We start from the raw sequence: 17,647 nt of genomic DNA, 5'->3' as shown, positions 1-17,647 counted from the left end.
CCTTACAAAGGCACCAGCTAAGCATATGAGCTTGCGTTACCGAACCGAAATACGGCCCCTTGTGAAAGCCGTCTCCGCGGGACCTGCGGCCGGGCACTGCGGGGCCAGGGAGTGGATCCACAGGGGGCTCAATACAGTATTCACCCGTATGGGCCCGGCAACGGAAAGGCCCGCCGCAGATTCGTGCGACGGGCCTCCGACTGGGTAACAGGACCTACGAAAGCCTGGCCGGCAGGGTCTTCGGCTTGAAGGCCGGCCGGGTGGCCTCGTAGGTGGTGATGTCTTCCTCGTGCTGCAGCGTCAGGCCGATGTCGTCGAAGCCCTCGAGCAGGCGCCACCGCGTGTAATCGTCGATCGAGAATGGAGCAACCACGTTCCCGCAGATGACGGTCTTGGACACGAGGTCCACGGTCACCTCGGTGCCGGGGGCGTTCTCGAGTGCCTTCCAGATCAGTTCGATGTCATCTTGCGCCAGTTCGGCAGCCAGGAGTCCCTGCTTGCCCGAGTTGCCGCGGAAGATATCGGCGAACCGGGAGGACAGCACGGTCTTGAAGCCGTAGTCCTTGAGCGCCCAGACTGCGTGCTCGCGGGAGGAGCCGGTCCCGAAGTCGGGCCCGGCCACCAGCACGGAGCCGGCGTTGAAGGGTGCCTGGTTCAGGATGAACGCCGGGTCTTTCCGCCAGGCCGAAAACAGTGCATCCTCGAAGCCCGTGCGGGTGATCCGCTTGAGGTAGACCGCCGGAATGATCTGGTCGGTGTCAACATTGCTCTGGCGCAGCGGGACGCCGATTCCGGTGTGGGTGGTGAACTTTTCCATGGGGCCTTCCTAGGCTGCGTCGGTCGTCTGGAGGGCGGCGGATTCCGGGGCCGGATCGAGGTCCGACGGCGAGCTCAGCGTTCCGCGCACTGCCGTGGCAGCTGCCACCACAGGCGACACCAGGTGGGTTCGTCCGCCTTTGCCCTGGCGCCCTTCAAAGTTGCGGTTGGACGTGGATGCGCAGCGCTCCCCCGGCTCAAGCTGGTCCGGGTTCATGCCCAGGCACATGGAACATCCGGCGAAGCGCCATTCTGCACCGAAATCCTTGAACACCCGGTCCAGGCCCTCGGCTTCCGCTTCCAGACGGACGCGGGCCGAGCCCGGCACCACGAGCATGCGGACCTTGGGATCCTTCTCGCGGCCGCGGATGATGTCAGCCGCGGCCCGGAGGTCCTCGATGCGGGAGTTCGTGCAGGAACCCAGGAAGACCGTGTCCACCCGGATGTCCTTCATGCGTGTCCCTGCCTCCAGGCCCATGTACTGCAGCGCACGTTCGGCTGCCGCCTTGGCGTTCTCATCGCCGAAGTCGTTGGGGGAAGGGACCTTGTCCGACAGCGGGACGCCCTGGCCGGGGTTGGTGCCCCAGGTGACGAACGGCTCGAGCGTGTCGGCGTTGAGGTCCACCTGGGCATCGAAGACGGCGTCATCGTCGCTGCGCAGGGTGGACCAGTATGCGACGGCGGCATCCCAGTCGGCACCTTCCGGTGCGTGCGGGCGGCCCTTCATGTATGCGTAGGTGGTTTCGTCCGGAGCGACCAGGCCGGCGCGCGCCCCTGCCTCGATGGACATGTTGCAGATGGTCATCCGCGCTTCCATGGACAGTGCCCGGATGGCCGATCCGCGGTACTCCAGGACGTAGCCCTGGCCACCGCCGGTGCCGATCTTGGCGATCACTGCAAGGATGATGTCCTTGGCTGTGACGCCGGGACGGAGGGTGCCCTCGACATTGATGGCCATGGTCTTGAACGGCTTCAGGGACAGGGTCTGGGTGGCCATGACGTGCTCCACCTCGGACGTGCCGATGCCCATGGCCAGCGCGCCGAAGGCGCCGTGGGTTGAGGTGTGCGAATCGCCGCAGACCACGGTCATGCCGGGCTGGGTCAGGCCAAGCTGGGGACCCACCACGTGCACGATGCCCTGTTCGGCGTCGCCCAGAGAGTGCAGGCGCACCCCGAACTCTTGGCAGTTGTTGCGCAGCGTCTGGATCTGCGTCCGGCTCGTGAGGTCGGCAATTGGCTTGTCGATGTCCAGCGTGGGAGTGTTGTGGTCCTCCGTGGCGATGGTGAGGTCCGGGCGGCGCAGCTTGCGGCCGGCCAGGCGGAGCCCTTCAAAGGCCTGCGGGGACGTCACCTCGTGGACGAGGTGAAGGTCGATGTACAGAAGGTCCGGCTGGGCGTTGGCGCCGTCGCCGTCGCCTTTGCGCACCACGTGCGCGTCCCAGACTTTCTCGGCCAATGTGTTTGCCATGGCCATCTCCCTTCACTGCTGTTGGCTGTTACTTCCACTGAAGCAGCAGAGCCGTGCAATAAGCCAGTCAAAAGATTTGCATCTCAGATAATGAGACGGCAATATCATTACATGGACAATTCTAGTGGAGTCGGTGTCATTGATAAAGCGGCCCAGGTGCTTGACGCGCTCGAGGCCGGACCCACGACTCTGGCACAGCTCGTTGCTGCCACGGGACTGGCAAGGCCCACCGTGCACCGGCTCGCATTGGCGCTGGTTCACCACCGCCTGGTAAGCCGCGACATCCAGGGCCGGTTTGTTCTCGGCAGCCGCCTCGTGGAGCTTGCCTCGGCCGCCGGCGAGGACCGGCTCATCGCCTCAGCGGGTCCGGTCCTGATGCAGCTGCGAGACGCCACGGGCGAAAGCGCCCAGATCTTCCGCCGCCAGGGCGACTGGCGCGTCTGCGTCGCCTCTGCCGAGCGGCCCATCGGCCTCCGCGACACCATCCCTGTTGGCACTCAGCTGTCCATGAAGGCGGGTTCCGCCGCCCAGGTCCTGCTCGCATGGGAGGACCATGACCGCCTGCTGGAAGGACTCCAGTCTGCGCGATTTACGCCCACCGTTTTGGCGGGAGTACGACGGCGGGGCTGGGGTCAGAGCCTCGGTGAACGGGAGCCGGGAGTCGCCTCGGTTTCGGCGCCCGTCCGCGGTCCCTCCGGCCGTGTAATCGCCGCCGTCTCCATCTCCGGCCCCATCGAGCGGCTCACCCGCCAGCCCGGCCGCCTGCACGCCGAGGTGGTCTGCAACGCAGCCCGGGTCCTGACGGAAGCGCTCCGCAAGAACAACGACTAGGGCGAGTGCCGGGTTAGTCCACCTTGGGCCGGATATCGCAGGCTTCCTGCCCTCGGAACAGCACGGCGCTCGTGGGGCTTGGCCAGCTATTGGAAACTCTCTTAGCTGGTACCGGCCCCGACCCTAAATTGTCCGTGCCCCTTGGCAGACTGTGTTTATGGATGGAGATGGGGAATCGCACCTGACGAAGGCAGCGCTGCCATGCGGCTGCGCTCTTCCCCGGGGCGATTTTCCCGGCGCCGATTTCCCGGACGCCGGGTTCCCGGACGCCGGGTTCCCGGACGCTGTTTTTCCCTTCGACGCGTTTCCACTCGACCCTTTCCCTGACGACGGGTTTCCAGACGCCACCTTTCCAGAGGATCCTTTTCCCGATGCCTCATCTGCAGACCCTGCCTTTGCCGGGGCCGCGTTTGAAGACGACGCCGAGTCGGACACCGCCGGCTCGAATACCGTTGCGTCCAGCTCCGCTTCGAGCTGTGCCAGCGTGCAGGACCTGATCGCGGCGGCGGGTTCGCTGCGTCTCAGCGCGGACAGTGCCAGGCTGATCGATCAGCTGGCAGGCCTGGAAGACCTCAAATGCGTCATCGCCGGGCTGCAGGTCCGGATTGCCGTGGCCTTTGATGCCGCCCAGCGCCGGGGCCACGCCCGGGCAGGGGCCCCGGCCGCGGAATGGGGCCAGGGCGTGGCCGCGGAGATCGCCCTCGCCCGCCGCGAATCCCCCAACCGGGGCAGCCGGCTGCTCGGCTTCGCGAAGGCACTCGTGACCGAGATGCCGCACACCCTGGCCGCCCTGGACAGCGGCCAGCTCAACGAATGGCGCGCCACCCTGCTCGTCAAAGAAAACGGCATGCCTGTCCAATACCGACCGGTGCGCCGTCGACGACGAACGTGCGCCTCCGCCCGGCACCGGACACCATGACCTACCTGCTGCCCGTCGCGCAGGGCGTCGCCGTGCACGCCGCGCTCAGCCGGCGTGCCGACACCCTCCGCTCCGACGGCGACGGCCGGTCACGTGGCCAGATCATGGCCGACGCCCTGGTAGAACGCACCACCGGCACCCCCGGAGGCATCACCGGCATCGAGATCCAGCTGATCATGACCGACCGCTCCCTCCTCCAGGGCAACAGCGAACCAGCCCGCCTTCCCGGGTACGGCACCGTCCCCGCCGGCTGGGCCCGCAACCTCCTCACCCGGGGCCAAGGGCAACAACTGGGCCAGCCAGGGCGCGGTCGGGAGGACGATCCCACAACGGGTGACGGCCTAGACCCGGGCCGGCGGGCGGACTCTGGGCACAGTGCAGTTTTCGATGTCTGGCTCCGCCGGCTCTACACCGCCCCCGGGACGGGCGACCTTGTCGGCATGGATACGCGGGCGCGCATGTTCCCGCCGGGGCTGCGGCGCTTCATCCAGGCCCGCGATGACACCTGCCGCACCCCCTTTTGCGACGCGCCGATCCGCCACCATGACCATGTCGTACCGTGGCACACCGGCGGGACCACCAGCCTCGGAAACGGGGCCGGGCTGTGCGAAGCCTGCAACCACACCAAAGAACTCCCAGGATGGAAAGCCCAACCCAGCCCCGGTCCCCGGCACACGATCGAACTCCGGACCCCCACCGGCCACAGCTATCACTCCACGGCACCTCCGCTGCCCGGAACCACGCCGTCCGGAACCAGCTGCCCCGAAAAGTCAGCCAAACCCGCCTGATCAATTCGCGCAACCAACAAGCCTGCGGCGGGCATACCGGCGTCGCAGAATAGGACCACCGGCGGCGCACGCCCCTGTCAGCCACAACCGGCAGTATTGTGAGCGCATGACCAGCTACGCAGTGTTCCTTCGCGGCATCAACGTGGGCGGCATCAACATCAAGATGGCGGACCTCAAGGAAGCCCTGAAGGCGTCCCCATTCACCGGTGTGAAGACGCTACTGGCCAGCGGCAACGTCGTGCTGGCCAGTGACCTTGCTCCCGGAGCCGTCAAAAAGGAATTCGAGGCGGCACTGAGGCAATCCTTCGGCTATGACGCCTGGGTTGTGGTGCTGACGTCCTCCCGTGTTGCCGAACTGGTTGCAGCCTGTCGCTATCCGGCGGACGACAAAACCACCCACACGTACCTCACCCTGACCTCGGATACCGCCGCACTGGACGAGCTGGTCGCCGCCGCGGAGGCACTGGGCGGCGGCGAAGGGGTCGGCGTGGAGCAGGAGAGGCTGGGCCCGGAGGCCCTGGCCTGGCTGGCACCGGCGGGCGGTACCCTGGACAGCCCCTTCAGCAAGCTGACGGCCAAGCCGAAGTACAAGGTTTCCACCACAACCCGCAACCTCCGCACCATGGTCAAGGTCCGGGATGCTGCAGCCGCACTCCAGGACGCCGGGGCCTAAAAGCCACCCTGGCGTCGGGTCATCTGCTGGCGGCCCTGACCGCTGCGTTGAAGGCCTTTAGCCGGCTGATTTCGGTTTCCACGGGCTCCACCACATGTTTCGCCGCGACCTGCACTACGGCTGCTTTGAGGCGCTTGCGCGCTGACGCCGCCCGGGCACGGGCCGCGCCGGCGGTAATGAATTTCGCGGTGATCGCCAGGAGGATGCCCAGCGCCGCGCCGCCGGCAATCATGAGGGTGGGAATAGGCCAGCCCTCCACGCGGGGCACCTCCGGGATCGGCAACTGCAAATAGCCGAGGACCGCGAGCAGGCCAAGCCACCCCAGTCCGCCCACGGCCGTCAGCAGCGCCAGCCACTGGACCACGTTGAAAACGCCCCACCACCAGGATCTCCGTCCCGCTCTCAAGTCGGCACCGGCGATGGCCTGGTCCAAAGCATCCGGGAGCCTGTCCCTCCCCTGCCGGGCTGCGTTCCGGATCGACGCCCGCCACGGGCCCGGTGCGCCGTCGCTCGCGGCGTCGGCAAAGTCACGGACCGCGGCGTCCGTTCTGGCCCGTTCCGGGGCACCTGCGGGAGGCAGCGAGGTCCTGTTCACCTCGGCACTGGTACCGCGGCGCAGGTTCAGGCGCCGGAGCGGGTCCGGCCGGAACCGGACCAGCCACCTTGTCACCGGCCAGCCTGTGCGCCGGGTGGACTCTTGCCGGTATGAGCGGCCTACGGCATCGACGACCAGCGGGACGTTGGCCGCGATCGCCAACTCCTCCGCCAGCCGCGCCTTCGATCCGCCCTTCACGCCGGCTGCCTCGCCGGTCCCGGACGCATCCTGCAGCCGTGCGGACGCCCTTGAGACATCCGCGGAGAGCCTCAGTGACAGGGCCGCCCGCTGCGCCGCCACGTGGCCGATCGCCGCCCGGACTTTGTCCACCCCGGCCCCGGTAAGGGCCGAAGCCCCCAGAACCTGGACCTTGCCGAGCCCGTCGCGGACGAGGATGCCCCTGAGCGACTCCAGGACCGGCTGCACATCGGCGTCGGGGAGCCGGTCGATCTGGTTCAGCACCACAAGGGTCACGGCGCCGTGTGACGCCAACGGGGCCAGAAAGTCATTGTGGACGGCGGCGTCGGCGTACTTTTGCGGATCCAGCACCCACACCAGGACGTCAACCATACCCACCAGCCGCTGCACGGTCTCGCGGTTTGCGGCCCTCGTCGAATCGAAGTCCGGCAGGTCAAGAAGTATGAGCCCGCTTGATTCGTCCGCGAATCCCTCCACTGGCACAGCGTGATGGCGCTGGCGCACCTCCAGCCAGTCAAGCAGCGTCTCGCTGCCGTCCGCTCCCCAGACACTCGCCAAAGGTTCCGAGGTAGTGGGCCGGCGGGCGGCCGCCGTCGCGATTTCTGCCCCGTGGACGGCATTGAAAAGGGTTGACTTACCGCTTCCCGTTGCCCCAAAAAATCCCACGACGGTATGGTCGGCGGAAAGTGACCGCCGCGAACTGGCGCGCTCCAGGACCTGGAACGCCTCATCCAACGCCTCAGCCGGCAGGACCCCTTGGGCCAGCTCGCGGGCATTGTTCAATGCTTCAAGGCGGCTTTGGAGCTGCGTTGCTTCCTTGACCACGCTGTGGCGGCTCATGCGGCGCCCGCCAGCCGGGCCAAAGACCGGGCATGGCCGGCAAGTACTTCGGCCGATGCGCCGCCGTCAAATGCCAGCCGGTCCAGGAAGCGCTGCTGTTCACCCTGCAGCAACGTCTGGCAGCGGGAGTGGAGATCTTCTCGGGCGGTCTGGGCGAGACGGCGTACGGCGTCCTCGCCGAAGAAGGCCTCAAGCAGCCTCTGACCGACGACGGCGGTCCCGCCCGCCACGCCGATCTCAAGTCCGGTCAGGCCTGCAGTCATGGAAAAGACCACAATCATCAGCGCGGCGCCGAGGCCGTTGATGCCGAACGACAGCCACCTGGCCTGCGTCCGCTTGCCCTGGCCCTCGGTCCGGATCAGTTCCATCAGACTCTCCTGCCAGGCCCGGATTTCCGCGGCCACCTCGGCTGCAAACCCGGGGCTGGTTCCGGAGAGGTCGTCCGTGCCCAGCAACTGTCGCCCCGAAGGATCCGAGCGCCAGCGCTGGTCCGTGTCCTCCGCCGCGTTGGCGGCTTCATCGACGATGACTGCCTGCAGCCCCGTTTCGATGGCGGTTTCCACCTTGATGGCCGGAGCTGGTTCACCGCGGAAAAATGCCCCCATGCGGTCCCGGAACCGTCCGATGTTCTGCTCCAGGCTCCGGAAGAACTCTCCCGTGCCCACGAAGTCCTGCCAGCGGGCCAGCACCTCACCGCGCAGGAGCGCGCCGTCCTTCGTGGCGTTGAGGATCCGGGTCACAGCGTCCTTGTAGGCGGCCCGGGCGTCGTCGCGGAGAATCTCCGCGGCGCGGCTCTGTTCCCCCGAGGCCTCAGCCACGCGGTGGACGCGCTGGCCCAGGGCCTGGACGGTTCCGTTGAGCGTGCGTCGGGCAATCTCTGCCCGCCCGGCGGCGTCGGCGGCGAGATTTCCAAGCCACGTCTTGAGCGGTTCAACGGCGGCCGCGGGCAGCATGCCGAACCGGTCCAGGGAAACTTCCGGAATGACGAACAGTCCGGCTTCGCCGAGCCCCTCCCGGGCAAGCATGGCGAGCAGGTCTTGGCTGACCTCGGCCTCGGCCGCCGGGGGGACCCGGTCGAGGACCACGGCGACCATGATGTCCCGCGACGCTGCGTTGAGCAGCAGCTTCCAAGGGACTGCATCTGCATAGCGGTTGGCGGTGGTCACAAAAATCCAGAGGTCGGCCGCCGCCAGCAACTGGTTGGCCAGCTTACGGTTGTCATCTGAGATGGAATCGATGTCCGGCGCGTCCAGGAGCGCAATTCCCTGCGGCACGGCGGGGTCTCCCACCAGGACCAGCGACGAGATCGAGGCTGCGTCCGGCGTGGGACCGGCCTGATTGGCAGGCACCTGGGTGGAGACCACCGAGCCCCGGATGCGGCTAAGGCTTGGCAAAACGCGCTGGTCCTCAAACCAGGCAGCATCTCCGGGGTGGTGCAGGAGTATGGGCTGGCGTGTAGTGGGGCGGATGGCTCCGGCACGCGTGACGGGGTGGCCAACGAACGCGTTCACGAGGGTAGATTTGCCCGCACCGGTAGAACCTCCGACGACGGCCAGCAGCGGAGCGTCGAGGCTCCGGTACCGCGGGAGGATGTAGTCATCGAGTTGGGCTACCGAATTGCGGATCTCCAACCTTGCCTGCTCCACGCCGGGAAGCGCCAGCGGCAGCGATACTGAAGCCAGGTCGCTGTGAACGGACTCCAGGAGCGCGACCGCGCCAGCTGACTGCTCTACTGGCTTCTGGCTCTGGGGCGGCCTGTCAGGCCGCGGAGGCTCGGTGAAGGAGGTCACAGCATCATCATGCCAGTTTGGGGAATTTTGCGGGTCAGGCATGGCCGGAGCGCAGCCGGCCAGTCAAATCGATCCGCCAGGCACATGGGGCCGGTTAAACAGATCAGGCCCCGGGCTGCTGCCCGGAGCCTGATCATTGGTGACCCCAGCGGGATTCGAACCCGCGTTACCGCCGTGAGAGGGCAGCGTACTAGGCCGCTATACGATGGGGCCGCGTACTTTCCAACCAGCATTTCTGCCGGCCAGCCAAGTGATTCTTTCATACACTCGGCTTGTGTTTCAAATTGACGATTCTCTTTGAAACTCCCGAAAATCTGCGGAACACCGCGGATTTTTCAGAGCTGGGATACCAGGACTCGAACCTAGAATGACGGTACCAGAAACCGTAGTGTTGCCAATTACACCATATCCCAATGGAACTTTCGGGCCGGTTCAGCAGGACCAATCCTGCGCTCCGAGCGCCTCAGCACGAGTAATTACTTTACCCGAGAGTTTTGCCCGGCACAAATCGAGCGGACGGACCCTCCAAGAACGGCGCTAAGCGGCCCGTTTCGGTGGCACCGGGACCTCCGTGGCAGGAAAATCCTTGCCAAGCCGGGGAAAATAAGTTTACGCTCGGTAAGTTACCGCCGAGTAACAGCCGCTCCCCCGCCCCCATGCTGGCCGAGTTGCAACCTTTTTTGATTGTTAGCTGCATCACAGCCCCGGGAGTGCCCGGCAGCAAAGCCGCCGCCGGAAACCCGTCGAGAGGAATTATCCGTGCCACAGAGCCGTGCCACCATGCCCAGCAAAACCCGAACCCGGGCCCAACAGCTTGCCGTCGCCATGCTGGCGCTTCTGCTCATGGCGCTGCTGGGGTTCTACACCGTCGTGACGGGACGCGTCGCAGACGGTTCGGCCAGGTTGCAGGACGGGGCAGAAAGGGCGTCAGCCGGCGCGGAGCAGCTGAAAGCGGGTGCTGGCAGGCTTTCCGGCGGTGCCGGACAGGCCAATGCAGGGTCCGTCAAACTTTCTGAGGGCGCGGAAAAGATCTACACCGGCATCAGCGGCAAACTGGCGCCGGGGGCCAACAGGCTCGAAACCGGTGTCGGCCAGCTCGCCGCAGGTGCCGTCAAGATCGAAACGGATGTCAACAACAAGCTCGCCCCTGGCGTCTACAAGGTGGATGACGGTGCCCACAAGCTTGCGGCCGGATCCGTGCAGTTGTCCGCAGCCCTGACGCAGACCCCGGCGGGGAATGCCCCGAATAACCTGGCCGACGGCGCCACCAGGCTTGACGGCGGTGCAGGGCAGCTGGCGGCGGGAACCGGTGAACTTGCTGCCGGCACGGACAAGTTGGAGGCCGGCACCGTGCAACTCAAGGGCTACCGGGGTGCGAACAACGATCCCGCGGCAGGTACCGGAACGGCGGCGCTGGCACAGGCCTTGGAGCTGCTGGAGTCCGCGGCGTCGGATCCCGTCCAGGGGCTGGTTCCGTTGTCTGTGGTCAAGGACAAGATCGCCAAGATCCGGGCGGGGGCACAGAAGCTGGACGCCGGAGCCTCGCAGCTGCAGGCAGGCGCGGAACAGCTCAACGCCGGCGCGGCACGTCTGGATGCGGGGGCAGGGCAGCTTCACGCCGGAACGGGAAAGCTGACCGCTGGGTTCAGCACGCTGGCAGGCAGGCTGAACAGCACGGATCCGAACAACCCCGGCGTCGTGATGGGCACCCGTCTCCTCGCGGAAGGAACGGCCAAGCTCCGAGTCGGGATGGACGGTGTGCCGGGAGACCCTGCCCATCCGGGGTTGCTCAAAGCCACCGCCAGGATCACGCAGGGAAGCTCGCGGCTCGCCGCGGGAACCTCGGCGCTCAACGCCGGCATCAAAGGCGACCCCGCAAATCCCGGCAGCCAGGGGTTGCTCAGCGGGTCCAGGGCACTCGCTGCCGGGGCCTCGAAGCTCTCGGACGGCAACACCAGGCTTGCAGCCGGCTCCACCCGGCTTGCCAGCGGAGCGGCCAAGCTCGCCGATGGCAACGCCCGGATCGCCGAAGGCACGGGCACGCTCCACTCGGCCATCGCCGCGGTTTCGCCGTCGAACCATGTTGGCCAGTCCGATGCCGCGATGGCCGTGGCGCTGGTGGGAGTCCTTAGCCTCGGCTCGGTCGCTGCCTACCTCATCCTGAGGAACCGGGGACTGCGAATCCAGGCGCTCCGAAACCGGGCGTTCCGAAACCCGGCGCGAAACAGCCTGCCGTTGCAGGAGAGCCCTTAGTCCCTGGCCAGCAGCTCCAGCAGGGTGCCGACCTCGTGCCCCTGAAAGCCCGGGGCGGCCTCCCCGGTGCGGTTCAGCCACACGCCCAGCAGTCCTGCCGCCGTCGATCCTTCAGCGTCGAGCAGGCGGTTGTCCCCGACATACAGCGTGCTGTCCGCGGAGCTGTCCAGAAGCCGCACGCCCTCCAGGTAGATTGCCGGATCCGGCTTGGGCACCCCCACGGTATCTGTGCCCACCAGAACGCGGATCCGTTCAAGCCCGGCACTGTCGAGCTTGACGCGCTGGTAGTCATGCACGTTGTTGCTCACCGCCCCGTAGGGTATGCCGGCAGCGTCCAGCGCATCCAGGAGGGGTACGACGTCCTCGAACGCCCTGACGTAGCTGGGCTGCAGGCGCGAATAGGAACTGAGCCAGTTGCGGGATTCCTCACCTTCGCCCAGGTCGACGCCGAAATGGCCCAGCGCCGCCCGGCCCCGGAGCAGCCGCTGCTCATTGAAGGTCAGTTCGCCGGCCAGGTAGCGGTCGTAGTAGTGCGTGGTTTCGTGGGTGAAGATCCTGCCGAACTTCTCCCACCCGGCCTGGTCCAGGCCGGGCAGGAGATGTTCGCTGACATCGCGCAGCGCGGTGGTCATGGCGAAGCCCAGGTCAACCAGGGTGTCGTCGATGTCGAAAAGAACGCCTCCCACCGCGCCGAACCGGCGGTCCAGGACGGCTCGCTGCATGGATTCGGTCGCTTCCACGGCCGCCGGCCGGGACATCAGCCGCGGAAGGCGCGCAGCCGCGCCAGCGACGATTCCTTGCCCAGGATCACCATGGACTCGAACAGCGGCGGTGAGATTCTGCGCCCGGAGATGGCCGTGCGCACTGGCCCGAATGCCAGCCTCGGCTTGATGCCAAGGTCCTCCACGAGGGCCTGCTTCAAGGCGGTCTGGATGTTCTCAGCGTTCCAGTCGTCGATGGGCTCGAGCGCCGCCACGGCAGCGTCGAGAACCTCCTGGAGGTTCTGGGGCAGTCCCTTGCGGGCGTCGTCCGCGACGTCGATCGCGTCGTCCTTCTTGAACAGGAAGGCGAGCATTTCCGGAGCTTCACCCAGCAGGGAGATGCGCTCCTGGATCAGCGGGGCAGCCTCGGCGAGGATCTCCTCCTGCCGTTCACTCAGGCTCTCCCCGACGAATCCAGAGGCCCTGAGGTACGGGACCAGGCGTCCGCGGAAGTCCTCCGGGTCGAGCATGCGGATATGCGTGCCGTTGATGGCTTCGGCCTTCTTGATGTCGAAGCGGGCCGGGTTGGCGAGTACGTCGTTGACGTCGAAGTGCTCGATCAGCTGCTCCACCGTGAAGATGTCCTCGTCGGCGGACAGGCTCCAGCCCAGCAGCGAGAGGTAGTTCAGCAGGCCTTCGGGGATGAAGCCACGGTCCCGGAGCAGGAACAGGTTGGACTGCGGATCGCGCTTGGAGAGCTTCTTGTTGCCCTCTCCCATGACGTACGGAAGGTGGCCGAAGACCGGCATGTAGCTGGCGACGCCGATGTCCATGAGCGCGCGGATCAGCACCACCTGACGGGGCGTGGAGGACAGCAGGTCCTCACCGCGGAGGACGTGCGTGATGCCCATCAGGGCGTCGTCGACCGGGTTGACCAGCGTGTACAGCGGGGAACCGTCGGCGCGGACAATGACATAGTCCGGAATGCTGCCGGCCTTGAAGGTGATCTCGCCACGGACCATGTCGGTGAAGGTGACGTCCTCATCCGGCATCCGGACGCGGAGCACGGGCTTGCGGCCCTCGGCCTGGAACGCCGCCAGCTGCTCCTCGGAGAGCTCACGGTCGAAGTTGTCATAGCCCAGCTTGGGATCGCGGCCGGCTGCCCGGTGGCGGGCTTCGACCTCCTCCGGCGAGGAGTAGCACTCGTAGGCGTATCCGGCGTCGATCAGCTTGGCCACGACGTCCTTGTAGAGGTCCAGACGCTGCGACTGGCGGTAGGGCTCGTGCGGACCCCCGACTTCCACGCCTTCTTCCCAGGAGATGCCGAGCCACTTCAGGGCCTCCAGCAGCTGCTGGTAGCTCTCCTCCGAGTCGCGCGCGGCGTCCGTGTCCTCGATGCGGAACACGAATGTGCCCTTGGTGTGCCGGGCGTGGGCCCAGTTAAAGAGGGCCGTGCGGATCAGGCCGACGTGCGGGGTGCCGGTGGGTGACGGGCAGAACCGGACGCGGACGGGGGTGTCGGCAGTGACTTCACGCGTGACTTCGAGGGGGGCAGAGCCGGGGACGGCGTTGGGCGCAGAAGGAGTAGTCATAGTGACTCCAACTTTACCGCCTGCCCGATCACGGATTTCGACGCAGGCTCCGGTGCGCACATCCGCTACGAAAACGGACGGCCGCACCGTGGATCCACGGTGCGGCCGTCCGAAATCGGAGCGAAAAGCAGTTAGCGGCGGACTATCGGGTTGGACAGCCTGCCGATGCCCTCGATTTCCACCTCGTACCGGTCACCGGCCTGCACGAGGTCGACGCCGGCCGGGGTGCCGGTCATGATGACGTCGCCGGGGAGGAGGGTAAACGCGCTCGAGACGATGGAAACAAGTTCCCGGACGCCGCGGATCATCTGGCTGGTGCTGCCGTCCTGGCGGAGTTCGCCGTTGAGCCACCCCTTGATGGACAGGTCCTCGGGGTCCAGTTCGGTTTCGATCCAGGGCCCCAGCGGCGCGGAGGTGTCGAACCCCTTGGCGCGGGCCCACTGCAGGTCGGTCTTCTGAACGTCCCGGGCGGTGAGGTCATTGCCGCAGGTGTACCCGAAGATGACGTCGTCCGCGCGTTCTTCCGGAACGTCCTTGCAGATCCGGCCGATGACGACGCAGAGCTCGGCCTCGTAGGAGACTTCATCGGAGAACTCCGGCAGCACGATGGGATCGTTCGGGCCTACCACCGAGGTGTTGGGCTTGAGGAACAGCAGGGGCTGCTGCGGCACTTCGTTGCCGAGCTCGCGGGCGTGCTCCACGAAATTCCTGCCCACGCCGATGACCTTGCTGCGGGGAATGATGGGTGCGAGCAGGCGGACGTCCTCCAGCTTGTGGCGGACGTGCGTGCGTTCCACGCCGTTGAAGAACGGGTCGCCGTTGATGACAGTAATTTCCTCACTGCCGGACTGGCCTTCAACAACGCCGTAGAGGGGATCAGAATCGACTACAAACCGGGCAATACGCATGGTTCCAAGCCTACAGTCTTGGTTCGGCTCCCTCGTCGCGTCCCGCCGTCAGGTCCGGTCGTGCAGGGTGCGCAGATACTCCAGCTGGGCAGCCACCGAATTCTCGGCCGCGCGCCGCACTGCCGGATCGACGTCGGCATAGACAACATCCGTGACCTCCGCGACTCCGGCCTTCCCGCCCAAGCCGGCGAGGGCCGCCCGGATCTGGCTGAGCCGGTCCAGGCGGTGGCTGCGGTAGTCCCGGACCACGGCGTCGAGTGCCGGAAGGACCGGACCATGCGCAGGCAGCACGGTGGCTGGCCCCAGCAGTTCCAGCCGGTCGAGGGAAGACAGGTAGTCATCCAGACGGCCGTCCGGGTGGTCCAGAACGGTTGTCCCGCGGCCCAGGATCGTGTCGCCGGTGAGCACGGAACCGGCCGGCCCGTCGAGGGGCAGGTGGAAGCAGACCGAATCGGAGGTGTGGCCCGGGGTGGCGACCACCCGGACTTCGGTTCCGGCAACTGCGATGGTCTCACCGGGCCGGAGCGGCGCGGCCCCGATGCAGTGCGCCGGGTCGGCCGCGCGGACGGGCGCACCCGTCAGTTCGTGGAGGCGTGCCGCCCCGGCGGCGTGGTCCGCATGGCGGTGGGTGATCAGGATCAGTTCCACGGAACCAGCAGCGGCCAGCGCCTGGAGGTGCGCCTCGTCGAGCGGGCCAGGGTCCACCACAGCGGTCCCTGGATGGCCCCCTGCACTAATAAGGTACGAATTGGTGCCGTCCAGGCTCATGGGCCCGGGGTTCGGGGCCAGGTGGAACCTGGTCAGCGGGCTGCTGGCTTTGAGGGCTGGCGTGATGTCCGGATTCACAGTCCCATTCTTGCATTTCCGGGAAACGCCGACGGCGGGCGGCCGGTTCAGTGCCGCAACGGCACCACCCCGGCCACCCGCCGTCGTACGTACAAAAGCGTCAGGCGAGCCGGGTCAGCCAGCCGTGGGTGTCGGCGACCTTGCCCGTCTGGATGCCGAGCAGCTGCTCGCGGATGGCCATGGTGGTTTCGCCAGCCTTGGCGTCCTCCGAACCGATGAACTCCGTGTCGTCCTTAAGGACGCCGATGGGTGTGATGACGGCGGCGGTGCCGCAGGCGAAAACCTCGGTGATGTCACCGGAGGCCACGCCGTCACGCCATTCATCCAGCGTGATCTTGCGCTCTGCGACTTCGCGGCCCATGTCCTTGGCCACCTGCATGACGGACATCCGCGTGACGCCCTCAAGAATGGTTCCGGTCAGGGCGGGCGTGACCAGCGAGCCGTCCTTCATCACGAAGAACACGTTCATGCCGCCCAGTTCCTCTACCGCGTTGTCGTTGAACTGGTCGAGGAACAGCACCTGCTTGCAGCCGTGGGCCTCAGCTTCCTGCTGCGCGATCAGCGACGCCGCGTAGTTGCCGCCACACTTCGCGGCGCCGGTACCGCCGCGGCCTGCGCGGGCGTACTGTCGCGAGATCCAGATGGAAACGGGCTTCAGCTCGCCGCCGAAGTAGTTGCCTGCCGGCGACGCGATGACCCGGAAGGACACCTCGCGGGCGGCGCGGACGCCCAGGAATGCCTCGGTGGCGATCATGAATGGACGCAGGTAAAGGGCCTCGCCGTCGCCGGCCGGGACCCATTCCTTGTCCGCGGCCACGAGTTCACGGATGGCACCCAGGAAGTACTCGGCCGGAATCTCCGGCAGGGCCAGGCGGCGGGCGGACTGGTTCATGCGCGCGGCGTTGGCCTCGGGCCGGAAGGTCCAGATGGTGCCGTCGGCGTGCCGGTAGGCCTTGAGCCCTTCGAAGATCTCCTGCCCGTAGTGCAGGACGGCTGCCGAGGGGTCAAGCATGATGGGCCCGTAGGCCTCAATCCGGGCATCGCGCCAGCCGCCCTGTCCGTTTTCATCGACGCTGTAGTCAACGATCGCGGTGTGGTCGGTGAAGTAGTTGCCGAAACCCGGGTTCGCCAGGATGGCTGCACGCTCTTCAGCAGACTTCGGGGTGGCCGACGGCTGCTGGGTGAATTCGACGCCATGGGCAGTCTGAGTCATGGTTCCTCCACTGTCGGCTGCCTGGCATGTGAACGTGGTTCAGCATCGGACCACGGCAGCATTTTGGTGATTCAGGTCAAGCTTACGCCTGCTGGACGGGGCTAAACGGCAGCGGCAATGGCGTCGCCAATGGCGCTGGTGGTCCGCGCTTCGCCGTTGCGGCTTTCGACGTCGGCCACCACCGCGGTCTCGATCTTGCGTGCCGCGTCGGAGAAGCCCAAATGGTCCAGCAGCAGCGCCGCCGACAGGATGGCGGCCGTGGGGTCCGCCTTCTGCTGCCCGGCAATGTCCGGAGCGGATCCGTGAACCGGTTCAAACATGGACGGGGCCGTCCGGTCCATGTTGATGTTACCGGATGCTGCCAGTCCGATGCCGCCGGTGATGGCCGCAGCGAGGTCCGTGATGATGTCGCCGAAGAGGTTGTCCGTGACGATCACGTCGAAGCGTGAGGGGTCGGTGACCATGAAGATCGTGGCGGCGTCGATGTGCAGGTAGTCGTGGCTGACTTCGGGGAATTCCTCGGCGACGGCTTCCACCGTGCGCTTCCAGAGGTGCCCGGCGTACACCAGGACGTTGTGCTTGTGGACCAGGGTCAGCTTCTTGCGCGGGCGCTCGCTGGCGCGCCGGAACGCATCGCGCACCACTCGCTCCACGCCATGCGCGGTGTTCAGCGAGACTTCCGTGGCCACCTCATGGCGGGTGCCGGCACGCAGGGTGCCACCGTTGCCCACATAGGGGCCTTCGGTGCCTTCCCGGACCACGATGAAATCAATGGCTCCAGGGGCGGACAGCGGGCTGCCCACGCCGCCGTAGAGCCTGGAGGGACGCAGGTTGACGAAGTGGTCAAGGCTGAACCGCAGCTTGAGGAGCATCTCGCGCTCGATGATGCCGGAGGGGATCCGGGTGTCCCCGGGGGCGGCGCCGACCGCGCCGAACAGGATGGCGTCGCGGGTCCGCAGGTCCTCGAGCACGGACTCCGGAAGTGTCTCGCCGGTCTCCAGCCAGTGCTGCGCACCGAGCTTGTAGTGGGTCTGCTCGAGGGTGACGCCTTCGGCGGCGACCACTTTTTCGAGGACCTTGATGGCTTCGGCGATGACCTCGGGGCCAATGCCGTCACCGGGGATGACAGCGAGATTGATCGTTGATGCGCTCATGTTTTCAGGGTAGCCAAGCCATCCACATTCTGGTCAAACCGTCTCATTATTCGAGCAGCGCC

At 66.5% G+C, this 17,647-nt stretch carries 13 protein-coding genes, 2 tRNA genes and 1 pseudogene; 4 read left to right on the top strand and 12 right to left on the bottom strand.

Features of this window, described 5'->3' with window-relative positions:
• Window positions 1-214 precede the first annotated feature (214 nt).
• Window positions 215-817 carry a 3-isopropylmalate dehydratase small subunit gene (gene leuD / locus AC1D14_RS01980; RefSeq protein WP_230116831.1) on the bottom strand — a complete coding sequence of 201 codons (603 nt, stop codon included), beginning with the start codon at window positions 815-817 and terminating at the stop codon, window positions 215-217.
• 9 nt (window positions 818-826) lie between these two features.
• Window positions 827-2,284 (bottom strand): 3-isopropylmalate dehydratase large subunit, encoded by a 1,458-nt coding sequence (gene leuC / locus AC1D14_RS01975; protein WP_230116832.1) that lies wholly within the window; start codon window positions 2,282-2,284, stop codon window positions 827-829.
• Window positions 2,285-2,395: 111 nt separating this feature from the next.
• Between leuC and AC1D14_RS01970 the strand changes: the two genes are divergently transcribed.
• From AC1D14_RS01970 to AC1D14_RS01960, 3 genes and pseudogenes are all read left to right on the top strand, one after another.
• Entirely contained in the window at window positions 2,396-3,115 is a 720-nt protein-coding gene (locus tag AC1D14_RS01970; RefSeq protein WP_043420062.1) for an IclR family transcriptional regulator, read from the top strand.
• Between the two features lie 157 nt (window positions 3,116-3,272).
• A pseudogene (locus tag AC1D14_RS01965) lies at window positions 3,273-4,822 on the top strand (HNH endonuclease).
• A gap of 106 nt (window positions 4,823-4,928) precedes the next feature.
• Window positions 4,929-5,495, top strand: a complete 567-nt coding sequence (locus tag AC1D14_RS01960; RefSeq protein WP_230116833.1) for a DUF1697 domain-containing protein — start codon at window positions 4,929-4,931, stop codon at window positions 5,493-5,495.
• A gap of 19 nt (window positions 5,496-5,514) precedes the next feature.
• Here the strand turns inward: AC1D14_RS01960 and AC1D14_RS01955 are convergent, their stop codons facing one another.
• The 4 genes from AC1D14_RS01955 to AC1D14_RS01940 form a co-directional block, all read right to left on the bottom strand.
• Entirely contained in the window at window positions 5,515-7,128 is a 1,614-nt protein-coding gene (locus AC1D14_RS01955; RefSeq protein WP_230116834.1) for a GTPase, read from the bottom strand.
• The gene (locus tag AC1D14_RS01950; RefSeq protein WP_476967981.1) at window positions 7,125-8,918 is read right to left on the bottom strand and encodes a dynamin family protein; all 1,794 of its coding nucleotides are present in this window, start codon (window positions 8,916-8,918) and stop codon (window positions 7,125-7,127) included. Before AC1D14_RS01950 ends, AC1D14_RS01955 begins: the two co-directional genes overlap by 4 nt.
• Window positions 8,919-9,055: 137 nt before the next feature.
• Window positions 9,056-9,131, bottom strand: a tRNA-Glu gene (locus AC1D14_RS01945).
• Window positions 9,132-9,259: 128 nt separating this feature from the next.
• Window positions 9,260-9,331, bottom strand: a tRNA-Gln gene (locus AC1D14_RS01940).
• Window positions 9,332-9,677: 346 nt separating this feature from the next.
• Here AC1D14_RS01940 and AC1D14_RS01935 point away from each other — a divergent pair.
• A complete protein-coding gene (locus AC1D14_RS01935; RefSeq protein ID WP_476967980.1) occupies window positions 9,678-11,171 on the top strand; it encodes a hypothetical protein in 1,494 nt (497 codons plus the stop codon).
• Here AC1D14_RS01935 and AC1D14_RS01930 read toward each other — a convergent pair.
• From AC1D14_RS01930 to AC1D14_RS01905, 6 genes are all read right to left on the bottom strand, one after another.
• Complete coding sequence (locus AC1D14_RS01930; RefSeq protein WP_230116837.1) at window positions 11,168-11,893, bottom strand: HAD family hydrolase; 726 nt, start codon at window positions 11,891-11,893, stop codon at window positions 11,168-11,170. The genes AC1D14_RS01935 and AC1D14_RS01930 overlap by 4 nt on opposite strands.
• Before the next feature lie 35 nt (window positions 11,894-11,928).
• Window positions 11,929-13,464 (bottom strand): glutamate--tRNA ligase, encoded by a 1,536-nt coding sequence (gltX, locus tag AC1D14_RS01925; RefSeq protein ID WP_230116838.1) that lies wholly within the window; start codon window positions 13,462-13,464, stop codon window positions 11,929-11,931.
• 131 nt (window positions 13,465-13,595) lie between these two features.
• The gene (locus AC1D14_RS01920) at window positions 13,596-14,372 is read right to left on the bottom strand and encodes a fumarylacetoacetate hydrolase family protein (protein ID WP_230116839.1); all 777 of its coding nucleotides are present in this window, start codon (window positions 14,370-14,372) and stop codon (window positions 13,596-13,598) included.
• 48 nt (window positions 14,373-14,420) lie between these two features.
• Window positions 14,421-15,218 carry an MBL fold metallo-hydrolase gene (locus tag AC1D14_RS01915; RefSeq protein ID WP_476967979.1) on the bottom strand — a complete coding sequence of 266 codons (798 nt, stop codon included), beginning with the start codon at window positions 15,216-15,218 and terminating at the stop codon, window positions 14,421-14,423.
• A 100-nt stretch (window positions 15,219-15,318) separates the two neighbouring features.
• Window positions 15,319-16,431 (bottom strand): branched-chain amino acid aminotransferase, encoded by a 1,113-nt coding sequence (locus AC1D14_RS01910; RefSeq protein WP_230116841.1) that lies wholly within the window; start codon window positions 16,429-16,431, stop codon window positions 15,319-15,321.
• Window positions 16,432-16,532: 101 nt separating this feature from the next.
• Complete coding sequence (locus AC1D14_RS01905; RefSeq protein ID WP_230116842.1) at window positions 16,533-17,585, bottom strand: 3-isopropylmalate dehydrogenase; 1,053 nt, start codon at window positions 17,583-17,585, stop codon at window positions 16,533-16,535.
• Window positions 17,586-17,647: the final 62 nt, after the last annotated feature.

The sequence above is a fragment of the Arthrobacter sp. P1_B11 genome, from assembly GCF_056406715.1.
Note: the sequence above shows the minus strand (reverse complement) of the source record. Positions and strands in the feature narration are given on the sequence as shown.